General features: G+C 37.7%; 22 protein-coding genes. 14 read left to right on the forward strand and 8 right to left on the reverse strand.

Going from position 1 to position 18,903, the window contains the following annotated elements; translation table 11 throughout:
- Window positions 1-28: 28 nt before the first annotated feature.
- The 11 genes from FHR85_RS03185 to mtnN all read left to right on the forward strand — a co-directional run bounded on the left by FHR85_RS03185 (window position 29) and on the right by mtnN (window position 9,459).
- Window positions 29-172 carry a hypothetical protein gene (locus tag FHR85_RS03185; protein ID WP_167261005.1) on the forward strand — a complete coding sequence of 48 codons (144 nt, stop codon included), beginning with the start codon at window positions 29-31 and terminating at the stop codon, window positions 170-172.
- Between the two features lie 378 nt (window positions 173-550).
- Window positions 551-3,193, forward strand: a complete 2,643-nt coding sequence (gene alaS, locus FHR85_RS03190) for an alanine--tRNA ligase (protein ID WP_167261007.1) — start codon at window positions 551-553, stop codon at window positions 3,191-3,193.
- Window positions 3,194-3,239: 46 nt separating this feature from the next.
- On the forward strand, window positions 3,240-3,503 hold the full coding sequence (locus tag FHR85_RS03195; RefSeq protein WP_167261009.1) for an IreB family regulatory phosphoprotein: 264 nt from the start codon (window positions 3,240-3,242) through the stop codon (window positions 3,501-3,503).
- Between the two features lie 9 nt (window positions 3,504-3,512).
- Window positions 3,513-3,929 carry a Holliday junction resolvase RuvX gene (ruvX, locus tag FHR85_RS03200; protein ID WP_167261011.1) on the forward strand — a complete coding sequence of 139 codons (417 nt, stop codon included), beginning with the start codon at window positions 3,513-3,515 and terminating at the stop codon, window positions 3,927-3,929.
- A 17-nt stretch (window positions 3,930-3,946) separates the two neighbouring features.
- The gene (locus FHR85_RS03205) at window positions 3,947-4,231 is read left to right on the forward strand and encodes a DUF1292 domain-containing protein (RefSeq protein WP_167261013.1); all 285 of its coding nucleotides are present in this window, start codon (window positions 3,947-3,949) and stop codon (window positions 4,229-4,231) included.
- A 141-nt stretch (window positions 4,232-4,372) separates the two neighbouring features.
- Window positions 4,373-5,506: an endolytic transglycosylase MltG gene (gene mltG / locus FHR85_RS03210; protein WP_243864133.1), complete on the forward strand. Its 1,134-nt coding sequence runs from the start codon at window positions 4,373-4,375 to the stop codon at window positions 5,504-5,506.
- A gap of 580 nt (window positions 5,507-6,086) precedes the next feature.
- Entirely contained in the window at window positions 6,087-6,719 is a 633-nt protein-coding gene (locus tag FHR85_RS03215) for an O-methyltransferase (protein ID WP_167261015.1), read from the forward strand.
- A gap of 36 nt (window positions 6,720-6,755) precedes the next feature.
- A complete protein-coding gene (udk, locus tag FHR85_RS03220; protein ID WP_167261017.1) occupies window positions 6,756-7,388 on the forward strand; it encodes a uridine kinase in 633 nt (210 codons plus the stop codon).
- Between the two features lie 53 nt (window positions 7,389-7,441).
- The gene (gene greA, locus FHR85_RS03225) at window positions 7,442-7,918 is read left to right on the forward strand and encodes a transcription elongation factor GreA (protein WP_167261019.1); all 477 of its coding nucleotides are present in this window, start codon (window positions 7,442-7,444) and stop codon (window positions 7,916-7,918) included.
- Window positions 7,919-7,981: 63 nt separating this feature from the next.
- Window positions 7,982-8,698, forward strand: a complete 717-nt coding sequence (locus FHR85_RS03230) for a DUF1510 family protein (RefSeq protein ID WP_167261021.1) — start codon at window positions 7,982-7,984, stop codon at window positions 8,696-8,698.
- Between the two features lie 59 nt (window positions 8,699-8,757).
- Window positions 8,758-9,459, forward strand: a complete 702-nt coding sequence (gene mtnN, locus FHR85_RS03235; protein WP_167261023.1) for a 5'-methylthioadenosine/S-adenosylhomocysteine nucleosidase — start codon at window positions 8,758-8,760, stop codon at window positions 9,457-9,459.
- 45 nt (window positions 9,460-9,504) lie between these two features.
- Here mtnN and sigK read toward each other — a convergent pair whose 3' ends face one another.
- From sigK to sda, 8 genes are all read right to left on the reverse strand, one after another.
- Window positions 9,505-10,209, reverse strand: a complete 705-nt coding sequence (sigK, locus tag FHR85_RS03240) for an RNA polymerase sporulation sigma factor SigK (protein WP_167261025.1) — start codon at window positions 10,207-10,209, stop codon at window positions 9,505-9,507.
- A 127-nt stretch (window positions 10,210-10,336) separates the two neighbouring features.
- Window positions 10,337-10,672, reverse strand: a complete 336-nt coding sequence (mnhG, locus tag FHR85_RS03245; RefSeq protein WP_167261027.1) for a monovalent cation/H(+) antiporter subunit G — start codon at window positions 10,670-10,672, stop codon at window positions 10,337-10,339.
- Entirely contained in the window at window positions 10,653-10,958 is a 306-nt protein-coding gene (locus FHR85_RS03250) for a Na(+)/H(+) antiporter subunit F1 (protein WP_167261029.1), read from the reverse strand. The genes mnhG and FHR85_RS03250 overlap by 20 nt, the downstream gene beginning before the upstream one ends.
- Complete coding sequence (locus FHR85_RS03255) at window positions 10,958-11,437, reverse strand: Na+/H+ antiporter subunit E (RefSeq protein ID WP_167261031.1); 480 nt, start codon at window positions 11,435-11,437, stop codon at window positions 10,958-10,960. Before FHR85_RS03255 ends, FHR85_RS03250 begins: the two co-directional genes overlap by 1 nt.
- A gap of 6 nt (window positions 11,438-11,443) precedes the next feature.
- On the reverse strand, window positions 11,444-12,925 hold the full coding sequence (locus FHR85_RS03260) for a Na+/H+ antiporter subunit D (protein WP_167261033.1): 1,482 nt from the start codon (window positions 12,923-12,925) through the stop codon (window positions 11,444-11,446).
- Window positions 12,918-13,256 carry a Na(+)/H(+) antiporter subunit C gene (locus FHR85_RS03265; RefSeq protein WP_167261035.1) on the reverse strand — a complete coding sequence of 113 codons (339 nt, stop codon included), beginning with the start codon at window positions 13,254-13,256 and terminating at the stop codon, window positions 12,918-12,920. The genes FHR85_RS03260 and FHR85_RS03265 overlap by 8 nt, the downstream gene beginning before the upstream one ends.
- A 1-nt stretch (window position 13,257) precedes the next feature.
- On the reverse strand, window positions 13,258-15,588 hold the full coding sequence (locus tag FHR85_RS03270) for a Na+/H+ antiporter subunit A (RefSeq protein WP_167261037.1): 2,331 nt from the start codon (window positions 15,586-15,588) through the stop codon (window positions 13,258-13,260).
- Between the two features lie 161 nt (window positions 15,589-15,749).
- Window positions 15,750-15,890 (reverse strand): sporulation histidine kinase inhibitor Sda, encoded by a 141-nt coding sequence (sda, locus tag FHR85_RS03275; protein ID WP_167261039.1) that lies wholly within the window; start codon window positions 15,888-15,890, stop codon window positions 15,750-15,752.
- 368 nt (window positions 15,891-16,258) lie between these two features.
- On the opposite strand from sda, the gene FHR85_RS03280 reads away from it, so the two are divergent.
- From FHR85_RS03280 to aroE, 3 genes are all read left to right on the forward strand, one after another.
- A complete protein-coding gene (locus tag FHR85_RS03280) occupies window positions 16,259-16,774 on the forward strand; it encodes a YqeG family HAD IIIA-type phosphatase (protein WP_167261041.1) in 516 nt (171 codons plus the stop codon).
- Between the two features lies 1 nt (window position 16,775).
- Complete coding sequence (gene yqeH, locus FHR85_RS03285) at window positions 16,776-17,882, forward strand: ribosome biogenesis GTPase YqeH (protein WP_208379585.1); 1,107 nt, start codon at window positions 16,776-16,778, stop codon at window positions 17,880-17,882.
- Window positions 17,883-18,111: 229 nt separating this feature from the next.
- Window positions 18,112-18,894: a shikimate dehydrogenase gene (aroE, locus tag FHR85_RS03290; RefSeq protein ID WP_167261043.1), complete on the forward strand. Its 783-nt coding sequence runs from the start codon at window positions 18,112-18,114 to the stop codon at window positions 18,892-18,894.
- Window positions 18,895-18,903: the final 9 nt, after the last annotated feature.

The raw sequence follows: 18,903 nt of genomic DNA on the forward strand, positions 1-18,903 counted from the left end.
GAACAGCGTCTAACTCATAAGGTTGGTGATGACAGTGGGTCGTGTCATGTCGACTGGTGTTCTCGGTGCTGCAGTCGTTTATGCTATGCGTAACAATCGATTTTTTCGTCGAAATAAATCGATGAAGCAGCTTCGAAAATCGGGTCGAAAGCTAATGAAACGCTTTCGTTAAAAAAATGTCTAGTCACCACCGCTGTGGTGGCTAGACTACATAAGTTATAAGTTGACATGAGTATTCGGTTTCACTATAATTACGACAGGTAATCATAAATTAGACGTAAATCAATGAAGGAACGAATAGGTGACAGGCCACTTACAGAGAAGTGTTTCATAAGCTGGAAGAAACGCTAAGTGAAGGGTCACTGAAGCTATTCTGGAGAGCGGTTAACCCCCGACGTTTGCACAGCGTTATTGTGTCACTAAAGTGGATAGGCACTAAGTAGCCTATAATTAGGGTGGTACCGCGGAAAAACCGTCCCTACATGTTACATGTAGGGACGGTTTTTTCTATCATTGATTAGACTGTACATAAACTGAAGGAGGAGTAAGCGTGCAACGACTACAATCACATGAAGTGAGACAAATGTTTTTAGATTTTTTCAAAGAAAAAGGTCATGGCGTTGAACCCAGTCGTTCTCTTGTTCCACAAGAAGACCCGACATTATTATGGATTAATAGTGGAGTTGCGACATTAAAAAAATATTTTGACGGTCGGATCATTCCAGAGAATCCACGAATCGTAAATGCGCAAAAATCAATTCGTACTAATGATATTGAAAACGTAGGATTCACTGCGCGTCACCACACATTTTTTGAAATGCTTGGCAATTTTTCAATTGGTGATTATTTTAAAGAAAAAGCTATTGAATGGGCATGGGAGTTTTTGACGAGTGATCAATGGATTGGTTTTGATCCTGAGCGCTTATCAGTAACTGTTCATCCAGAAGACGAAGAAGCTTACGAGATTTGGAAGACTAAAGTGGGAATCCCTGTTGAACGGATTATTCGTATTGAAGAGAATTTCTGGGATATTGGAGAAGGCCCTAGTGGACCGAATACTGAAATCTTCTATGATCGAGGCGAAGATTATGGTCATAACCCAGAAGACCCTGAGCTTTATCCAGGTGGTGAAAACGAGCGTTATTTAGAAATTTGGAACTTAGTGTTTTCGCAGTTTAATCATAATCCAGATCATACTTATACACCGCTTCCGAAGAAAAATATTGATACTGGAATGGGATTAGAACGTATTGTATCTGTGATTCAAGATACGAGAACTAACTTTGAAACAGATCTATTTAAACCGATAATTGAGAGAACGGAAAAATTATCAGGCATGACCTATGGCACGCATAATCGCCAAGATGTAGCTTTTAAAGTTATTGCCGATCATGTTCGTACCGTTGCTTTTGCGATTGGTGATGGTGCCTTACCTTCGAATGAGGGGCGCGGCTATGTACTAAGACGTTTATTAAGACGTGCGATTCGTTTTTCTAAAGATCTAAACTTGAATGAGCCTTTTATGTATCATTTAGTTAATCAGGTGGCGGACATTATGTATGACTTCTATCCTGAAGTTTATAATAAAAAGGATTTTGTCCAAGAAGTCATGAAAAAGGAAGAAGAACGTTTCCATGAAACATTGCAAGATGGACTGGCGATCTTAGAAAAAGTGATGCAAACAGAAAAAGCGAAGCAAAGCACGATTTTCCCAGGAGAAGAAGTATTCACTTTGTATGATACGTATGGCTTCCCGAAAGAATTAACAGAAGAGTATGTTCAAGCTGAAGGTTTTACAATTGATGAAGCAGGATTCGAGAAAGAAATGACGAAACAACGTGAGCGTGCGCGCCAAGCACGTCAAAAAGTTGATTCTATGCAAGTCCAAGATGAAGTCTTACAACAAATTCATGTCCCAAGTCATTTTATTGGCTATGACAATTTGTCGACGACAACGACGTTAACAGCGATGGTAAAAGATCAAGCTGAAGCAACAGAATTACAAGCTGGTGATCTAGCGACGGTCGTTCTAACTGAAACGCCGTTTTATGCAGAAAGCGGTGGACAAATCGCAGATAAAGGCCGTATTCAATCTGAAACAGGCTCTGCAAAAGTAAAAGACGTTCAGAAAGGGCCGAACGGTCAGAATTTACATCAAATTGAAGTCGTAGAAGGTTCTTTAACCCTAGATCAAGCTGTGAAGGCAGAGGTTAATGCATATGAACGCAAACAAATTGTTAAAAACCATACGGCTACACATCTCTTGCATCAAGCTTTAAAAGATGTTTTAGGTGATCATGTGAATCAGGCAGGTTCACTTGTTGCTCCTGATCGTTTACGATTTGATTTTTCCCATTTCAATGCCTTAACAGATGACGAGCTTCAACGGATCGAGCAAATCGTTAATGAAAAGGTGTGGGAATCAATTCAAGTTCAAATTTCACACCATACATTAGAAGAAGCGAAGTCAATGGGTGCGATGGCTCTGTTTGACGCAAAATATGGTGAAGAGGTTCGAGTAGTTTTTGTGGATGATTACAGCATCGAACTTTGCGGGGGTTGCCATGTTAATAATACCGCTGAAATTGGATTATTCAAGATTACTCAAGAAACAGGAATTGGTGCAGGAACTCGTCGAATCGAAGCATGTACTGCTAAAGGTGCGTATGAGTATTACGAAGAACGTGAACAATTATTAAATGACGCTGCATCAAAATTAAAGACGAAATCAGAGCAAGTTCCACAACGAATCGATGGTCTTTATCAAGAATTAAAAGATTTACAACGTGAAAATGAATCATTAACTCAGAAACTAGCTAACGTGGAGTCAGCTAATATTTTAGAGCAAATCGAATATATTGATGATGTGCCTCTACTTGCCCAAAAAGTAGATGTTAGTGACATGAATGCGCTTCGAAATATGGTGGATGATTTGAAACAGCAGCTTAATTCTGGCATCATTTTGTTAGCAATGGAAAATGAGGGCAAAGTTCAATTAGCATCAGGCGTTTCCCAAGATTTAATTGACCGTGATTTCCATGCCGGTCACTTAATTAAAGAAGCAGCAACCCAGTGTGGTGGCGGCGGTGGAGGTCGCCCAGATATGGCACAAGCTGGCGGTAAACAGCCTGAAAAAATTGAACAAGCACTCGCTGCTGCTAAAGATTATGTCAAAACGGTTTTATCTTCATAGCATTTCGGTATATAATGAAGATAAAGTCATACGAGGGGGATTGTACATGTCAAACGATCATACTATGAAGTACCAGTTTTCTGATGACTCTCAAGCTAATCAGGTGAATGAAACACTGCACCAAGTTTATGAGTCATTAGAGGAGAAAGGTTATAATCCGATCAATCAGATTGTAGGCTACTTATTATCAGGTGATCCGGCTTATATCCCTCGTCATAATGACGCACGTAATTTAATGTCTCAATTAGAACGTGATGAGATCATTGAAGAAGTGGTCAAGAATTACTTGAAAACAACGAAAGACTCTTGAGGACATGTTATGAAAATTTTAGGTTTGGATGTCGGTGAGAAAACAATCGGTATTGCTGTTTCTGATGCTTTACATTTAACAGCCCAGGGTATTAAAACATTACACTGGACAGAAACGGATTATTCATCTGTTAAGGATCAAATGTCGCAAATTATTCAGGAACACGAGATTAGCAGAATCGTTGTTGGATTACCGAAAAATATGAACGGATCAATTGGTGAACGTGGTGAAGCGAGTGAAGAATTTGCTTCATATTTAGAAGATACCTTTGATTTACCAGTTGTTTTATGGGATGAGCGGTTAACCACAATGGCTGCTGAACGAGTGCTTTTGGACGCTGATATGAGCCGACAAAAACGTAAACAAGTAATTGATAAAATGGCAGCTGTCATGATATTACAAAGTTATCTTGACGCTAACCGCTAATAAAAGGAGTGGACACAATGCAGGAAAAAGAACGTATTATCATACCTGATGAATCAGGTGAAGAACATTTATTTGATGTGTTATTCACATTTGACGTGGATCATACTGAAAAATCGTATTTAGTCGCTGTACCTGCTGAACAAGAAGAAGAAGAGGAAGTCGAAGTATTTGCTTTTCGTTATGAAGAAGCTGAAGGTGATTCAGACGATCTAACCCTATTCCAAATTGAAACAGAAGAAGAGTGGAATATGGTCGAAGAGATGCTTGCCACCTTTACTGAATCAGATGAAGAAAGCGAATAATGATGACCAAGACCATGTGACTTCACATGGTCTGTTTTTTGACTTAAGATAAAATTTTCGACAAATTTAAAACAAAGATAGAAAAATGACGCATTTTATTTTATACTTTATTTGGTATAAAGAAAGTTAGGGGGAAGTTATTTGTCATCTTCCAAAAATCCAGAAGACATTAAAGCTGAACGAATAAAGGAAGCAAGCATGGCCAGAAGGATCATTGTAATTGCGATTTTAGCACTTATTGTTATATTCCTAGTTGGCGGTTACTTTCTTTACAATTATATAGAAGAGGGGTTGAGCCCAGTTGACCCTGACAATGACGAACTGATCGAGGTCAGTGTGCCACTCGGTTCAAGTGTTGAAGACATTGCTAATATATTAGAAGAAAATAATATCATAAGCAATGCAACCATCTTTGATTACTACGTCACGTTCAAAAACGAGACAGGCTTCCAAGCTGGTGACTATCAAATGTCAAAAAGTCTTAGCATGAACGAAATAGTAGAAACATTAAAGACAGGTACGATTATGGTAGAACCACAATTTACTGTTACCATACCTGAAGGAACAACACTTGAAGAGATAGCCGAAATCTATGGTGAAGAAACGTCAATTGATGCTGAAGAGTTTATGAATAAAATGACGGATGAAGAGTTCATTCAAACGCTTATGGAAGAATATCCTGATTTATTATCAGATGATATTTTAAATGAAGACGTTCGTTACCCATTAGAAGGTTATCTGAATGCTTTAACCTATTCCTTCTATGAAGAAGATCCGACAATTGATCAAGTGGTACGAATGATGTTAGATGAAACAAGAACACAAGTGTTTAATTATATTGATCAAATTGAAAGTCGCGATCTAACAATTCATGAAGCGTTAACTATGGCTTCAATTATTGAAAATGAAGCACCTAAAGCAGATACTCGATTTATGGTATCAGGCGTCTTTTATAACCGTTTGAGACCTGAAGAAGGCAGAGAAGAAATGCCACTACAAACTGATCCAACCGTTTTATATGCAAAAGGTGAACATCAAGAGCGAGTACTTAACGAAGACTTAGAAATTGAGCACCCGTATAACACGTATCAAAACCGTGGTTTACCACCAGGGCCAATTTCTAATTATCGAGAAAATGCATTAGAAGCCGCAGTTGATCCTGAGTATCATAATTATAGGTATTTCTTACATGGCGATGATGGAGATATACATTATGCCGAAACATTAGAAGAGCATCAAGCTAATATTGATGAACACCGTCCATCGAATGATTAGTTTGAAGAAGGAGTGCGATTAAACATCGCATTCCTCTCTTTTTGTCGATTTCTTTACGTAAAAGAATATGCAATAGGTGTCTAATTATAGTGCTATGTTAAAATTTAGTGTCGATTTCCAATGATTTAGCAGTTAGTTGTTGGATTGTGTGAAGCGAAGGTGGCGACTCCTGGTCGACTAAGAGCGGTCACGTCCTGCGCCTGCGAGTACTCGGCGCAGAATAGTCGAAGAAGCTTAGGAAATCAGCTTTTGTGACCAACGTCGACATTAGGCCGTCCGGGCCGTCACGGGAAAAGCACGTGTCTCGAGCCCCCCAGAGGCCCACAGGATGTGGGTCACTTCGGCGTTTGTGATTGACGTCCGGCACTTAGCCGAAGTTCATTTAGCGGCCGAGGAGGCTCGAGCCGTGCCCCTGCATAGAAAACACTGTGAAAAACGAACGTAGTGAGATTGAACAGATGTTGCACCTGTGCCCTATGGGTAAAAGCGTCCACCGGTAGCGAAACACAATATCAACAACGGACTTTTAGGAAGCCATGTAATAAATTAGACAACATTTGAAGTACTGACGGAGGTCATTATGGGAAAAACGAAACAATATATTCAATCGTTGAATCAACACAATGACTCATTATTATTAGAGATGGAAAAGTATGCAGAAGAACATCGAGTTCCAATTATGGAGCTAGATGGAATCGCTTTTTTGAAACAACTAATACGTATTTACCAGCCTCAACAATTGTTAGAAATTGGAACAGCTATCGGGTATTCAGCCATACAAATGGCTAATGCTAGTTCTAATGTTCATATCACAACGATTGAACGCGATTCAACACGGTATCAAGATGCGGCTCACTATGTGAAACAAGCAGGTTTAACCGAACAAATATCAATCGTTTTTGATGATGCATTGGAATGGCTTGAGCAAATTCCGTATGAACAAGAATATGATTTTATCTTTGTTGATGCAGCTAAAGGACAGTATCAAGCTTTCGTAGAAAAAATAAATTCTCATCTAAAATCAGGTGGAATCCTAGTGGTTGACAATGTTCTGTTTAAGGGGTATGTTGCTAAAGAGGTAAATGATGACTCTCGTTGGCAATCCATTGGAGAAAAAATTAATCATTTTAATCAATGGCTTGTGAATCACATTGATTATGATACTACAATAGTGGAAACAGGTGATGGAGTAGCAATTGCCGTTAAAAAATAAATTTATTGAGCTTCAGAAGAAGGGAGTTTACGGGTTTTGAATGACAAACCAATCATCATAGGGGTTGCAGGGGGAACAGGATCGGGAAAAACGACTGTTACGCGTTCTATTTGTGACCAATTTGAAAATACATCTATTCTTATGCTAGAACAAGATTCATATTATAAAGATCAATCACATATACCATTTGAAGAACGATTGAATACAAATTATGACCATCCATTAGCTTTTGATAATGATTTGTTAATTGATCATTTGGATCGTCTCTCTAGGCGAGAAACTGTGCAAAAACCAGTGTACAATTATGAATTGCATACACGATCAGATGAATCGATTACAGTAGAACCTCAAGAAGTGATTATTTTAGAAGGAATTTTGATCTTAGAGGACGAACAATTACGTAATATGATGGATATTAAAGTGTTTGTTGATACAGATGCAGATATACGGATTATTCGTCGTATGATGCGCGACATTAAAGAACGTGGCCGTACCCTAGAATCAGTGATGGATCAGTACATGAACGTCGTTCGACCAATGCATTTGCAATTCGTCGAACCAGCTAAGCGCTATGCTGATATTATTATTCCAGAAGGTGGCGAAAACCACGTGGCAATCGATTTATTATCAACAAAAATTAAAAGTATTATTGACAAAAAACAAATTTAACCATTATGATTATCGCTAATGCAGATATATGAATTAAGAAGGAGTGTCCAAGCATGGCTGAAGAACAAAGCTATTATATGACAGAAGATGGTAAGCGCAAATTAGAAGAAGAATTAGAAGAGTTAAAGACCGTAAGACGACCAGAAGTCGTTGAACGCATAAAAATTGCCCGTGACTTTGGTGACTTATCAGAGAACTCAGAGTATGATTCAGCTAAAGATGAACAAGCATTTGTCGAGGCTCGTATCTCACAAATTGAAAACATGATTCGCTACGCAGTTATTATTGAAAATGATGACGATAATAACGAAATTGTACAATTAGGGAAAACGGTTGTATTTGAAGAAATCCCAGATGGCGACGTTGAAGAATATCAAATTGTTGGTAGTGCAGAAGCGGATCCGTTTGAAGGGCGCATTTCAAATGACTCACCAATGGCACAGAGTTTGCTAGGTAAGAAAATTGGCGATCAAGTCATGGTCCAAACACCAGGTGGCGAATTCGAAGTCAAAATTAAAGAAGTGAAGTAATATATAGGTCCTACACGAATCGGTGTAGGACTGTTTAAGATAATGGGTTAGGAGGAACTGTTAATGGATCATAGTCGCTCAGAACGTTTTGAAAAAAGACGAAAAAATACAAGACTAATGAATGTATTAATTTGGACGGTCATACTACTTATTATTGTGTTGATTGGTTTCTGGTTTTTTGGTGGGGATGATTCAGAAGAACAGCAAGATAATCAAACGGCTGATCAGTCTACAGAGTCAAATGAAGACGATGAATCTAACAATGAAAACACAGATGGTGCCAATGAGTCAGGTGAGAATAATGAGTCTGAGTCCAATAATGAAGAAGAACAAGGTGGGCAAGAAGGCGATGAGAATTCTGATGATTCTTCAGAAGAAAACTCAGAATCAAATAACGAAGAAGAGACAGAATCTGATTCACCTGAGGAGCCAACGGATGAAACCGTCACTGAATCTGATAAAGAAAATGTAACGCGTGTTATTGAGCAGGATTGGGAACCAATTGGTACTGAACAGGAAGAGCCTCATAACTCAGAGTTTTCTGAAGGCACACAAGACCGTGCTGAGATGGAAGATGCGATTGAGTATGCAACTGGCCTAAGTGAAGACAATATTATTTTCTGGCGATTAGAAAGTGGTGGCATGGCTAATCATGTTATTGGTACCGTAACAGATAGTAATCAAGAAGAGGTGTATCGTGTCTATCTAGATTGGATTGAGGGTGAAGGTTGGCAACCTCAAAAGATCGAAGAATTAGAAGTAAACGATGAGGCATCCTGATTATAGCGAAAACAGTGACGAAACAAATGAGGATACCGAGTAAGAATAGGAGAATAAATATGCGATATGGCTTAATCGGTGCAATGGACGAAGAAGTGTCTTGGTTAAAATCGCAGATGACAGTTGAACGAGAAGAAACAATTGCTCATTGTCATTTTATAATTGGACATCTACACGGTCATGAAGTAGTGCTGTTAAGATCAGGCATTGGGAAAGTGAATGCAGCTATTTCGACGACGATTTTACATGAAAGATTTCAACCTGATTATGTGATTAATACAGGCTCAAGTGGGGGTGTTGACCAGGCTTTGCGAGTTGGCGATCTAGTTATAGGAATAGAAACTTTGCATCATGATGCTGATGCAACAGCATTCGGTTATACGTATGGTCAAATTCCACAAATGCCTGCAAGGTTTTACTCAGATGAACAGTTAGTCAAACAAGCCCAAAGTGCGAAAAGTATTCTTCCTGAAGACATTACAGTTGTAGAAGGATTAATTGGAACAGGTGATTCGTTTATGTCTGATTACGAACGCGTGTTACAAGTGGCTGAGCGTTTTTCGGATGTGAAAGCGCTAGAAATGGAAGCTGTTTCAATTGCACAGGTCTGTCACCAATATCAAACACCTTATTTAATTATTCGGTCATTATCAGATATTGCAGGCCAATCTTCAGATATTTCATTTGAAGCATACTTGGATAAGGCAGCTAAACATAGCGCCTTACTTATAGCCGAAATCCTAAAACTGAATCAGAAATAATTATGACAGCTACCTATGTTGATTAGGTAGCTGTTTTTGGTTGAGTTAGGATGAACTTTTACTCTTTTTGTGGTCACGATAAAACGCGTGGAACATTTTCATAAGTGCTCTTTTTTCAATTCGTGATACATAACTACGTGAAATTTGTAATAAGTCAGCGATTTCTCTTTGCGTATATTCTTTTTGCTTATTTAATCCATACCTTTTTACAATAACTTCACGTTCACGGTCATCTAATAAATGTAAGTAATTGAAAATATGTTCAATATCTATTGCTGTTTGAATTGTTTCTGTTAAGTCAGGATGATCAGCTTTTAATACATCGATCAAGCTGATTTCATTACCTTCTTTGTCATGGCCAATGGGGTCCTGTAATGACACATCCTTATGTGTTTTTTTAGCTGATCTTAAAAACATTAAAATTTCATTGTCGATACATCTTGCCACATAGGTTGCTAATTTAGTCCCTTTATTAAGGGAATAACTTTCAACTCCTTTAATAAGACCAACTGTTCCAATTGAGATAAGATCTTCTTGTTCCTCTTTGTTTTGTTCGTATTTTTTAGCAATATGTGCAACGAGTCGTAAGTTATGTTCAATTAATTTGTTCCTCGCTTCTTCATCTCCTTCTTGCCATCGTTCTAAATAGTAATGTTCCTCTTTAGAGGATAAAGGTTGGGGAAAAGCATTTCCTTTAACGTAAGCAAAAAACAAATAAGGGTTGTGTAAAAAGGTGAATAGAAGCTTCATGAGGCTTAACACATGTATCAACTCCCTAAGTAAGGGTTATGAGTCTATACATGTAATATATGCCTATATAAAGCGAATGTGCCTGTACATAAAAAATCGCCCTATTAAATCATAGGACGATTGCTGATTAAGACGATTGATCCTTTTCTAATTGATCATGACGAGTTTCTTCTGTGAGTTCCACACCCGAGTTATAAGCTGCACGCGAAATCATATGGGCACTAATAGGTGCTGTTATTAAGACGAAGAAGATACCTAAGATAAGCTTGCCACTTATAATACCAATATCAAATACTAAGAAAATAAAGGCTCCTAACAAGACGCCAGCAACACCCAGCGTTGCAGCTTTAGTTGCGGCATGTAAACGATTGAATACATCTGGGAATCTCACGATGCCTAGTGAACCAGAAAAGGTAAAAAATGTACCGATCAATATAAGTAAACTAACGATGATCTCGATCAATGATAACACCCTTTTCGAGAAATTTTGCGATGGCTATGGTACCAATGAAAAGTAGAATACCACTTAATAAAATAACGTCATTTAATTTGTCTGTAGCTAAATTAATCGCTTGTAATCCGATTAAGGCCATCATATTGACACCAATAGCATCTAAAGCTACAGCACGGTCAGGATTTGTCGGACCTTTAATGGTTCGATAAACAAGTAAGGCAATGGATAAAGTGACACCAACGAAGCTAATCCATAATGCTATATCTAGAAATTGATTACCAAATTCTTTTAACATTAACGTGTCACCTCCATAATTGCCTTTTCAAACGTAACTTTAATATCATTGATTGATTCTTCGATATCAGGTAAATCCATCGCATGGACGTAAATACTACTTTGATCTTCTGCAACAGCAACACTCAATGTTCCAGGTGTCAGTGAAATCAAAGATGATAACAAAGTAATTTCCCAGCTACTTTTAAGTTCGACTGGTAGTTTGAAAATGCCTGGTTCGACATTCAATTTTGGCTTATAAGCTAAAGCAACAATATTAACACTCGACATAATCAGTTCTTTAATGAAGATAAACACAAACAATTTGAAAATCCGATATAACCGCACAATGTAGAAGATATCAGGAAGAAAACGTCTGAGTAAAAATAACAAACCAATCCCTATAATGAAACCGACAATGAATGTCGAGGCTGTGTAACCTTCTCTTAAGAACATCCACATTAGCGCGATTAACAAGTTTAAAATAATTTGTATCGACATAGGTCACTACTCCTTTAAAACAGAACTGATATAATCAGTACGTTCATATAACATATTCGAAATAGACTCGATTTGAGGATAGACAAATTCAGCACCTATTCCTAAGAAGATTGCGAGTCCGACTAGAACTACACCAGGAATGGTTAGTTGTCGAATACGTTTTCGTTCGTTAGATAATCCATCCATAAGCTCACCCCAAAAGCCATAAACGAAAATGCGCATCATCGATAGCAAGATGAGTAAGCTTGATAATAGGGCAACGATCACCAGGAGGAATTCCTCTTGTCGTAAACCACCTTCCAGTAATAAGATCTTACCGATGAAACCACTAAAAGGTGGCACTCCTGCTAGTATGAGAGAAGCAATAAAGAAGACCCAACCGAGCAACGGATATTTTTGGATGACACCACTCATTTGCCGCAAATCTTTTGTGCCTGCAGCAATAACAAGTGCTCCAATTAAAAAGAATAAAGCTCCTTTTATAACCATATCGTGCATTAGATAATACACAGAACCAGCGATTGCTTCAGGTGTATATAAACCGATTCCCATTAACATAAAACCAACGGCCGGTATAATGTTATAAGTAACGATTAACTTAACATTATGAGTTGATAAAGCTCCAATCACACCGAATATCATCGTGAACATGGCTAACCAGATAAAGATGCTGTGTGTAATAGCCGTCTCATGAACGAAGATGAGCGTGTAAACGCGAATAATGGAGTAAATCCCTACTTTAGTTAATAAAGCACCAAAAAGTGCTGAAACGACTGGATTTGGCACTACATATGAATTAGGTAACCAATAATAAAGTGGGAAAACGGCCGCTTTAACAGCAAAAACAAAGAATAAAATCATTCCTACAGCTGTTAAAACCCCTTGTTGTTCAACCGTTTCGACTCGTTCTGCTAAATGCGCTAAGTTAACCGTTCCAGTAATAGCATAAATGTACGCTACCGAAACAATAAATAACATGGATGAGAATAGATTAAATAACACATATTTAAATGATTCTCTTAGCTGGGCTTTGCCATTTCCAAGCACGATTAAACCATAGGAAGCCATCAGTAGAACTTCGAAAAAGACAAATAAGTTAAACAAGTCTCCAGTCATGAACGCACCAGAAACACCGGCGATCAGTAAGAAATATAAAGCGTAGAAGTAAAATCGCTCTTGTTTCTCTTCTAAAATCCTAGGTGCGTAGAAGATGGCAGCTGTTCCAATAATGTTTGTTGTTAGAACCAACAAGATGGCTAACGGGTCCCCAACTATGGATATTCCGTAGGGTGCTGCCCACCCACCAGCTTGGCCAACGATTGATCCATTTTGAAATATGTAGAAGGCTAAACCTCCAACAAATATTAAAAACACAACTGAAGTTATTTGTGAGAACAGACGTGTTATTTTTATTTTTTTAGTTAGTAGAGCCGCAATTACACTTGCTAATAACGGTAGGACAATGGGTAAAAAGATTAAATTAATCATAATCACTACCTCTCATTTCTTCCATATTGTCAGTCTTATTTAAGGTGTATGTTCGGTAAGCTAAGACAAGTAGGAAACTTGTCACACCAAAACTAATAACGATCGCTGTTAGTATTAATGCTTGAGGCAATGGATCAGTGTAGCTCGAAACATCATCTACTAGTAGTGGTGGTGCGCCTCGTTTAACTTGAGACATTGTTAATAAAAACAAATGAGCTCCATGTGATATTAGCACTGTGCCAACAATGATACGTAAAAGTTGCTTTTGTAATAAGTTATAGATTCCTGTGCTGAACAATATAGATGCCAGCACAGTTAAGATAATTTCCATCTTAATTCGCCCCCTTATTTCGGCGAAGTTTGATCATACCAATAATCGCCAATGCAGCCCCGAATAGTACGGCAACTTCAAATAAAGTATCAATTCCACGAAAGTCAACGAGAATGACGTTAACCATATTATCTCCGCCACCAAGTTTATACGTGTTATCAATGAAATATTGGGCAATTGTATCGAACGAGCGACTATTGTATGCACTAATACCAACCACCATCATTAATAAACCGAACGCAACCGAAATGATAACGTTGGTTGACTTCGTAAACCAAGACGATGTGTCTTTTTTAAGATTTGGTAAATGGTAAAAGCAAAGCATAAATAATGTTACAGTTACCGTTTCAACAATCAATTGAGTTAATGCTAAATCTGGAGCACGATATAGGACGAATAAAATAGCTAAACCATACCCAACAACTCCTACAATAAGTATGATTGCTATCCGATTACGTGCAAAGATCGTAGCAATTGCAGCTACAGCAATTAACAAGGTGACAATGACTTCTGTTGTTGTGATACTAGCTGTTTCAGCCATGTCGAAATTGATTCCATTCGTTTTGACTAAAACACCTGCCACAATCACGGTAATCGCTGTTAATAATAAAACCATATATTGACGTAGAGACCCAGTCATATATGTGTTCGTAATCCGTTGTGAAGCTGTTTCAGATTTTTCAACCATCCAATCGTATACACGATTCATACTCAAGCGACCAGGTAATACTTGGTAAATTCTTGACCATTTAGATTTCGTAAGATACATAATGGCACCAATGACGACAACGGCAATGGACATATAAAATGCTGGTATTAAACCGTGCCAGAAGTATATTTCTTTATTAGCCTCCCCGCCATAAACCGCATCAGCGGCATGCGTGATTAGAGACTCATTGAAGATCGTTGGGAATAAACCAATGATTAGGACGCCTAAAACTAATATAAATGGTGGAACTAGCATCATTTTAGGTGCTTCATGCGGATGTTTTGGTAACTCTTCAACTTGTGACTTTCCAGTAAAGGTGTTAAAGAATAAGTACATTGAATAAATAAATGTAAAAATACTCCCAACTACAGCTAATACTGGTATGATAGTTACTAATGTTTCAGCGAAAGCTCCAGATGCTGTGTTATCTAAAGATGCTTGGAAAAACATTTCTTTACTATAGAATCCGTTTAAAAACGGAAGTGGGACACCCGCCATAGAAAACGTCCCGAAGATCGCTAAAGTGGCTGATATAGGCATAAATGTAAATAAGCCACCTAGCTTGCGTATATCACGGCTACCTGTTTCATGATCGACAATACCAGCGATCATAAAGAGACTACCTTTAAAAGTAGCGTGGTTTAAGATGTGGAAAACAGCTGCAAAAAGCCCAACTTTAGTACCGAAACCGAGCATAGCCATAATCATACCAAGTTGACTGATTGTTGAATATGCCAGGATACCTTTTAGGTCCGTCTGACGAACAGCCATATAAGAGCCCCAAGTTAATGTCACAAGCCCGAATAGACTTAATGCAATAAATACATAAGGCTCACCAGCTAGTATGGGTGAAAACCGAGCCATTAGGTAAATACCGGCTTTTACCATAGTAGCTGAATGTAAGTAGGCACTGACTGGTGTAGGTGCTTCCATAGCATCTGGTAACCATATATGAAATGGAAATTGAGCAGATTTTGTGAATGCACCGAGTAATAAAAAGATTAAAATGAACGGGAAGTATTCGCTATTTACAATGACATCAGATTGTTCAACCATTCCTTGAATACTTGTCGTACCCGTTACAATGGATAATAAGATGATACCAGCTAGTAAGCTGAAACCACCAAACACGGTGATTAACATAGATTTTAATGCACCATAACGTGAACGTTCACGATGGTGCCAATAACCAATTAGTAAAAAGGATGAAATGGATGTGAATTCCCAGAAGGCATACAATCCAAATACGTTGTCAGAAAGAACAACCCCTAACATAGCTGTCATGAAGATATAAAGGTATGTATAAAAATGACCAAGTTGTTCTTTGTGATCCAAATAGTAAATGGAATACAAAACAACTAACGTTCCAATTCCACTAATTAATAAAGCAAAAAGCAAACTAAGTCCGTCAAGATGAAAGCTTAATGCAATATCGAGAGAAGGAATCCAATCAACCGAAACCATTTGTGGTTGAAAGTCAGCTCCGACATATTGTAAGAAATAAAGAAAGACAGCAAATGGAATAGGCAAGATTAGCCAACCTGTATGTACTTTATGTTTCCATTTACTCAATAACGGTATTATAAATGCTAATAATAGCGGAGCAAATATAGCAAAAATCATGTTCTGTTCATCCTTTCAATCAAACTAACCCAACAATAAATACAGTAACCATTATAACGATATTATAAGCTTTTTGAAAAGAAAAACTATATGTTGCAAGCCAATAAAAAAACTAGACACTCGGTAAAATGTCTAGTCTTAAATATAGGTAGAAACTCAAATTATGACGATTCTTTTAACGCCGTAAATAATTTGCGTTTTTTAAGTTCTCTCTCAAACAATTGAATAAAATCTTCATTGAGTTGAAGTGCTTTGGCTTTCTGATAGGATTCGATTAATAATTGGTTAGATAAATATTCCATAAGTTTTCAGCCGTTAATGGCTGTCACCCCCTGGGAATTACTATTGTATGAGTAATCCTATCATTGCTTTGTCATTTGGACAACTTGAATAAAATGTGTGTAACTTGTTGATAACCTGTTAGTATATTCGCTTAAACACCTTTAGAATATTGTCAAATCAAGGTGCATCTTGTGAATTATTTTATCCACAAACGTGAAAAATGATAGGAATTGTCGAACGAAAGTGTTCATATAACAAAGATGATCTCTGAATTAGGATCCAAAAACGCTATAGAATCAGAGAAGAATTATAACAAGAATATCTTTGAAAGATGTCGCTTGATTGTATATGATGTAAATTAGTGAGAAAATGTTATGAGGTGACTGTATTGTTAAAGAGGTTTCTACCAAATGATTATGTGGAATCGATCCACAATGTTACACCAGAAATGTTAAAACAGCACAATATAAAAGGTGTTATTACTGATTTAGATAATACATTAGTTGCATGGGATGAACCTGATGCGACCCAAGCAGTTATTGACTGGATTCAAAGCTTACAAAGTCATGATATTCAAGTGGTTATTATTTCAAACAATAGTGAAGATCGTGTATCAACTTTTAGTACTCCACTTAATGTGTCGTTTATTTCAAAAGCAAGAAAACCAATGCAAAAAGCATTTAATAAAGCCAGGATAGATATGGGGTTAAATCGTAATGACGTCGCTGTAGTCGGCGATCAAGTATTAACGGATGTGTTTGGTGGTAATCGCTCTAATTTTTATACGATTTTGGTTGTGCCGATTGTAAAAACTGACGGGTTTTTTACGCGATTTAATCGTATTGTCGAACGTCGTTTATTAAAATACTTTAGACGAAAAGGTTATTTACACTGGGAGGATTAATATGGAAACAATATACTGCCAAGGCTGTGGTGCTAAGATCCAAACGGAAGATGAAAATAAAGTAGGTTATGCGCCAGTTTCAGCTTTAGAACGAGAAGATGTTATTTGTAAACGATGCTTTCGCTTGAAACATTATAATGAAGTACAAGATGTTGACTTGACGGATGATGATTTCCTTAACTTATTACATGAAATCGGGGACCAAGACGGATTAGTTGTTAATATTGTTGATTTGTTTGATGTACATGGCAGCTTTGTCAATGGTCTAAATCGTTTTGTCGGCCAAAACGAGATTATATTAGTAGGGAATAAAGTGGATTTATTACCTAGCTCGATTAATTTAAATAAAGTAAAACATTGGATGAAACGCGTAGCAAAAGAATTCGGATTAAAAGTAAAAGATGTTTACCTAGTCAGTTCTAAGACAGGTACGAATATGGAAGAATGCGCTTTTGAACTAGAACGATTAAGACAAGGTAGAGATATCTTTGTTGTAGGCTGTACGAATGTCGGTAAATCGACTTTTATTAACTATTTAATTAACCGTTCGATTGAACAAGAACAAGTTATTACCACATCTTATTTCCCTGGAACTACCCTTGGGTTTATTGATATACCATTAGATGATCAGTCATCACTTATTGATACACCAGGAATCATCAATCGTCATCAGATGGCTCACTATTTATCGAAAAAAGATTTAAAAGTTATTACACCTGATAAAGAGGTTAAACCGAAAGTCTTTCAATTAGAGTCAGATCAAACACTGTTTTTTGGTGCTTTAGCACGTTTGGATATTGATAAAGTAGATGAACGTAAAGGCTTTGTTTGTTATGTCTCTAATGATATTCATATCCATCGTACGAAGACAGATAAAGCTGACTTATTATATGATCAACATGCTGGGGAGCTATTATCACCTCCATCAGATGAGACGTTAGATGAGATGCCTCCTTTAGAACCACAGACGTTGCAGTTAAATGGAAATCACAAACAAGATATTGTGTTTTCTGGACTTGGCTGGGTTACAGTGCCGAAGGGGCAAACATCTGTAACTGCCTACGCCCCTAAGGGTGTAAGAATCATTGTACGCGATGCGATTATATAAGTAATCGGCTATATTTATTTCCGTTGTTGATATTGTGATCCGCTAACGGTGGACGCTTTCCGCGGGCACGGCTCGAGCCTCCTCGGCCGAAAAGCATGGCCTGCGGGGTCTCGAGACACGTGCTATTCCCGCAGGAGTCGCCACCTTCGCTCCTCACAATTCAACAACTCAGCGCTAAATCAATATTTAATTATAAAAATAAAGAAGCTAAACAAAGGGTGTTACGTTTATGTACAAGCTTGGTTTAATTGGGAGATCTGTTGAGCATTCAAAGTCACCTGAAATCCATCACAAATTGCTAGCGGAGAATGGTTTAGAGGGAGAATATCATCTATTCTCAATAGATGAATCGATGATCGCAGAAACGCTCGAGTATTTTAAAACCAATGAGTATACAGGTTTTAACGTAACAGTCCCGTATAAAGAAACGATTATTCCGTATTTAGATGCTTTAGAAACGTCCGCAGAAGTCATGCAATCCGTAAACACCGTTAAAATAGTGGATGGACAATTGATTGGCTACAATACAGATGGATTAGGCTATATAGAGTCTCTTAAACAAAACTATCCAGATTGGTTTAATAATAGACAGGAGAAAACTGTTTTAGTGCTCGGTGCTGGTGGAGCAGCTAAAGGGATTACTCACCAATTAGTGAATCACCAGTTAGGACGTATCTTTATCGCTAATCGAACGCAATCGAAAGCTTTAGAATTAGCATCTATATTTCCTGAAGTAGAAACGATCCAATGGTCAGAGGTGACACATGCTTTAACTCAAGTTGATTTAGCTATAAATACAACGACTGTCGGTATGGCACCGAATGATCATCAATCTATCATTTCGTTAAAAGGGCTGAAGTCTAATCCGATCGTAAGTGATATTGTTTATCAGCCGACGTGGACTAAATTGTTAATAGAAGCCCACGAGGAAGGTTGTCCCTTACTTTTTGGAGAATCCATGTTATACTACCAAGCGGTCAAAGCATTTGAAATATGGACAATGAAAGAATAACTTGAGGAG

Source organism: Alkalibacillus almallahensis (genome assembly GCF_011761495.1).
GTDB lineage: Bacteria > Bacillota > Bacilli > Bacillales > Alkalibacillaceae > Alkalibacillus > Alkalibacillus almallahensis.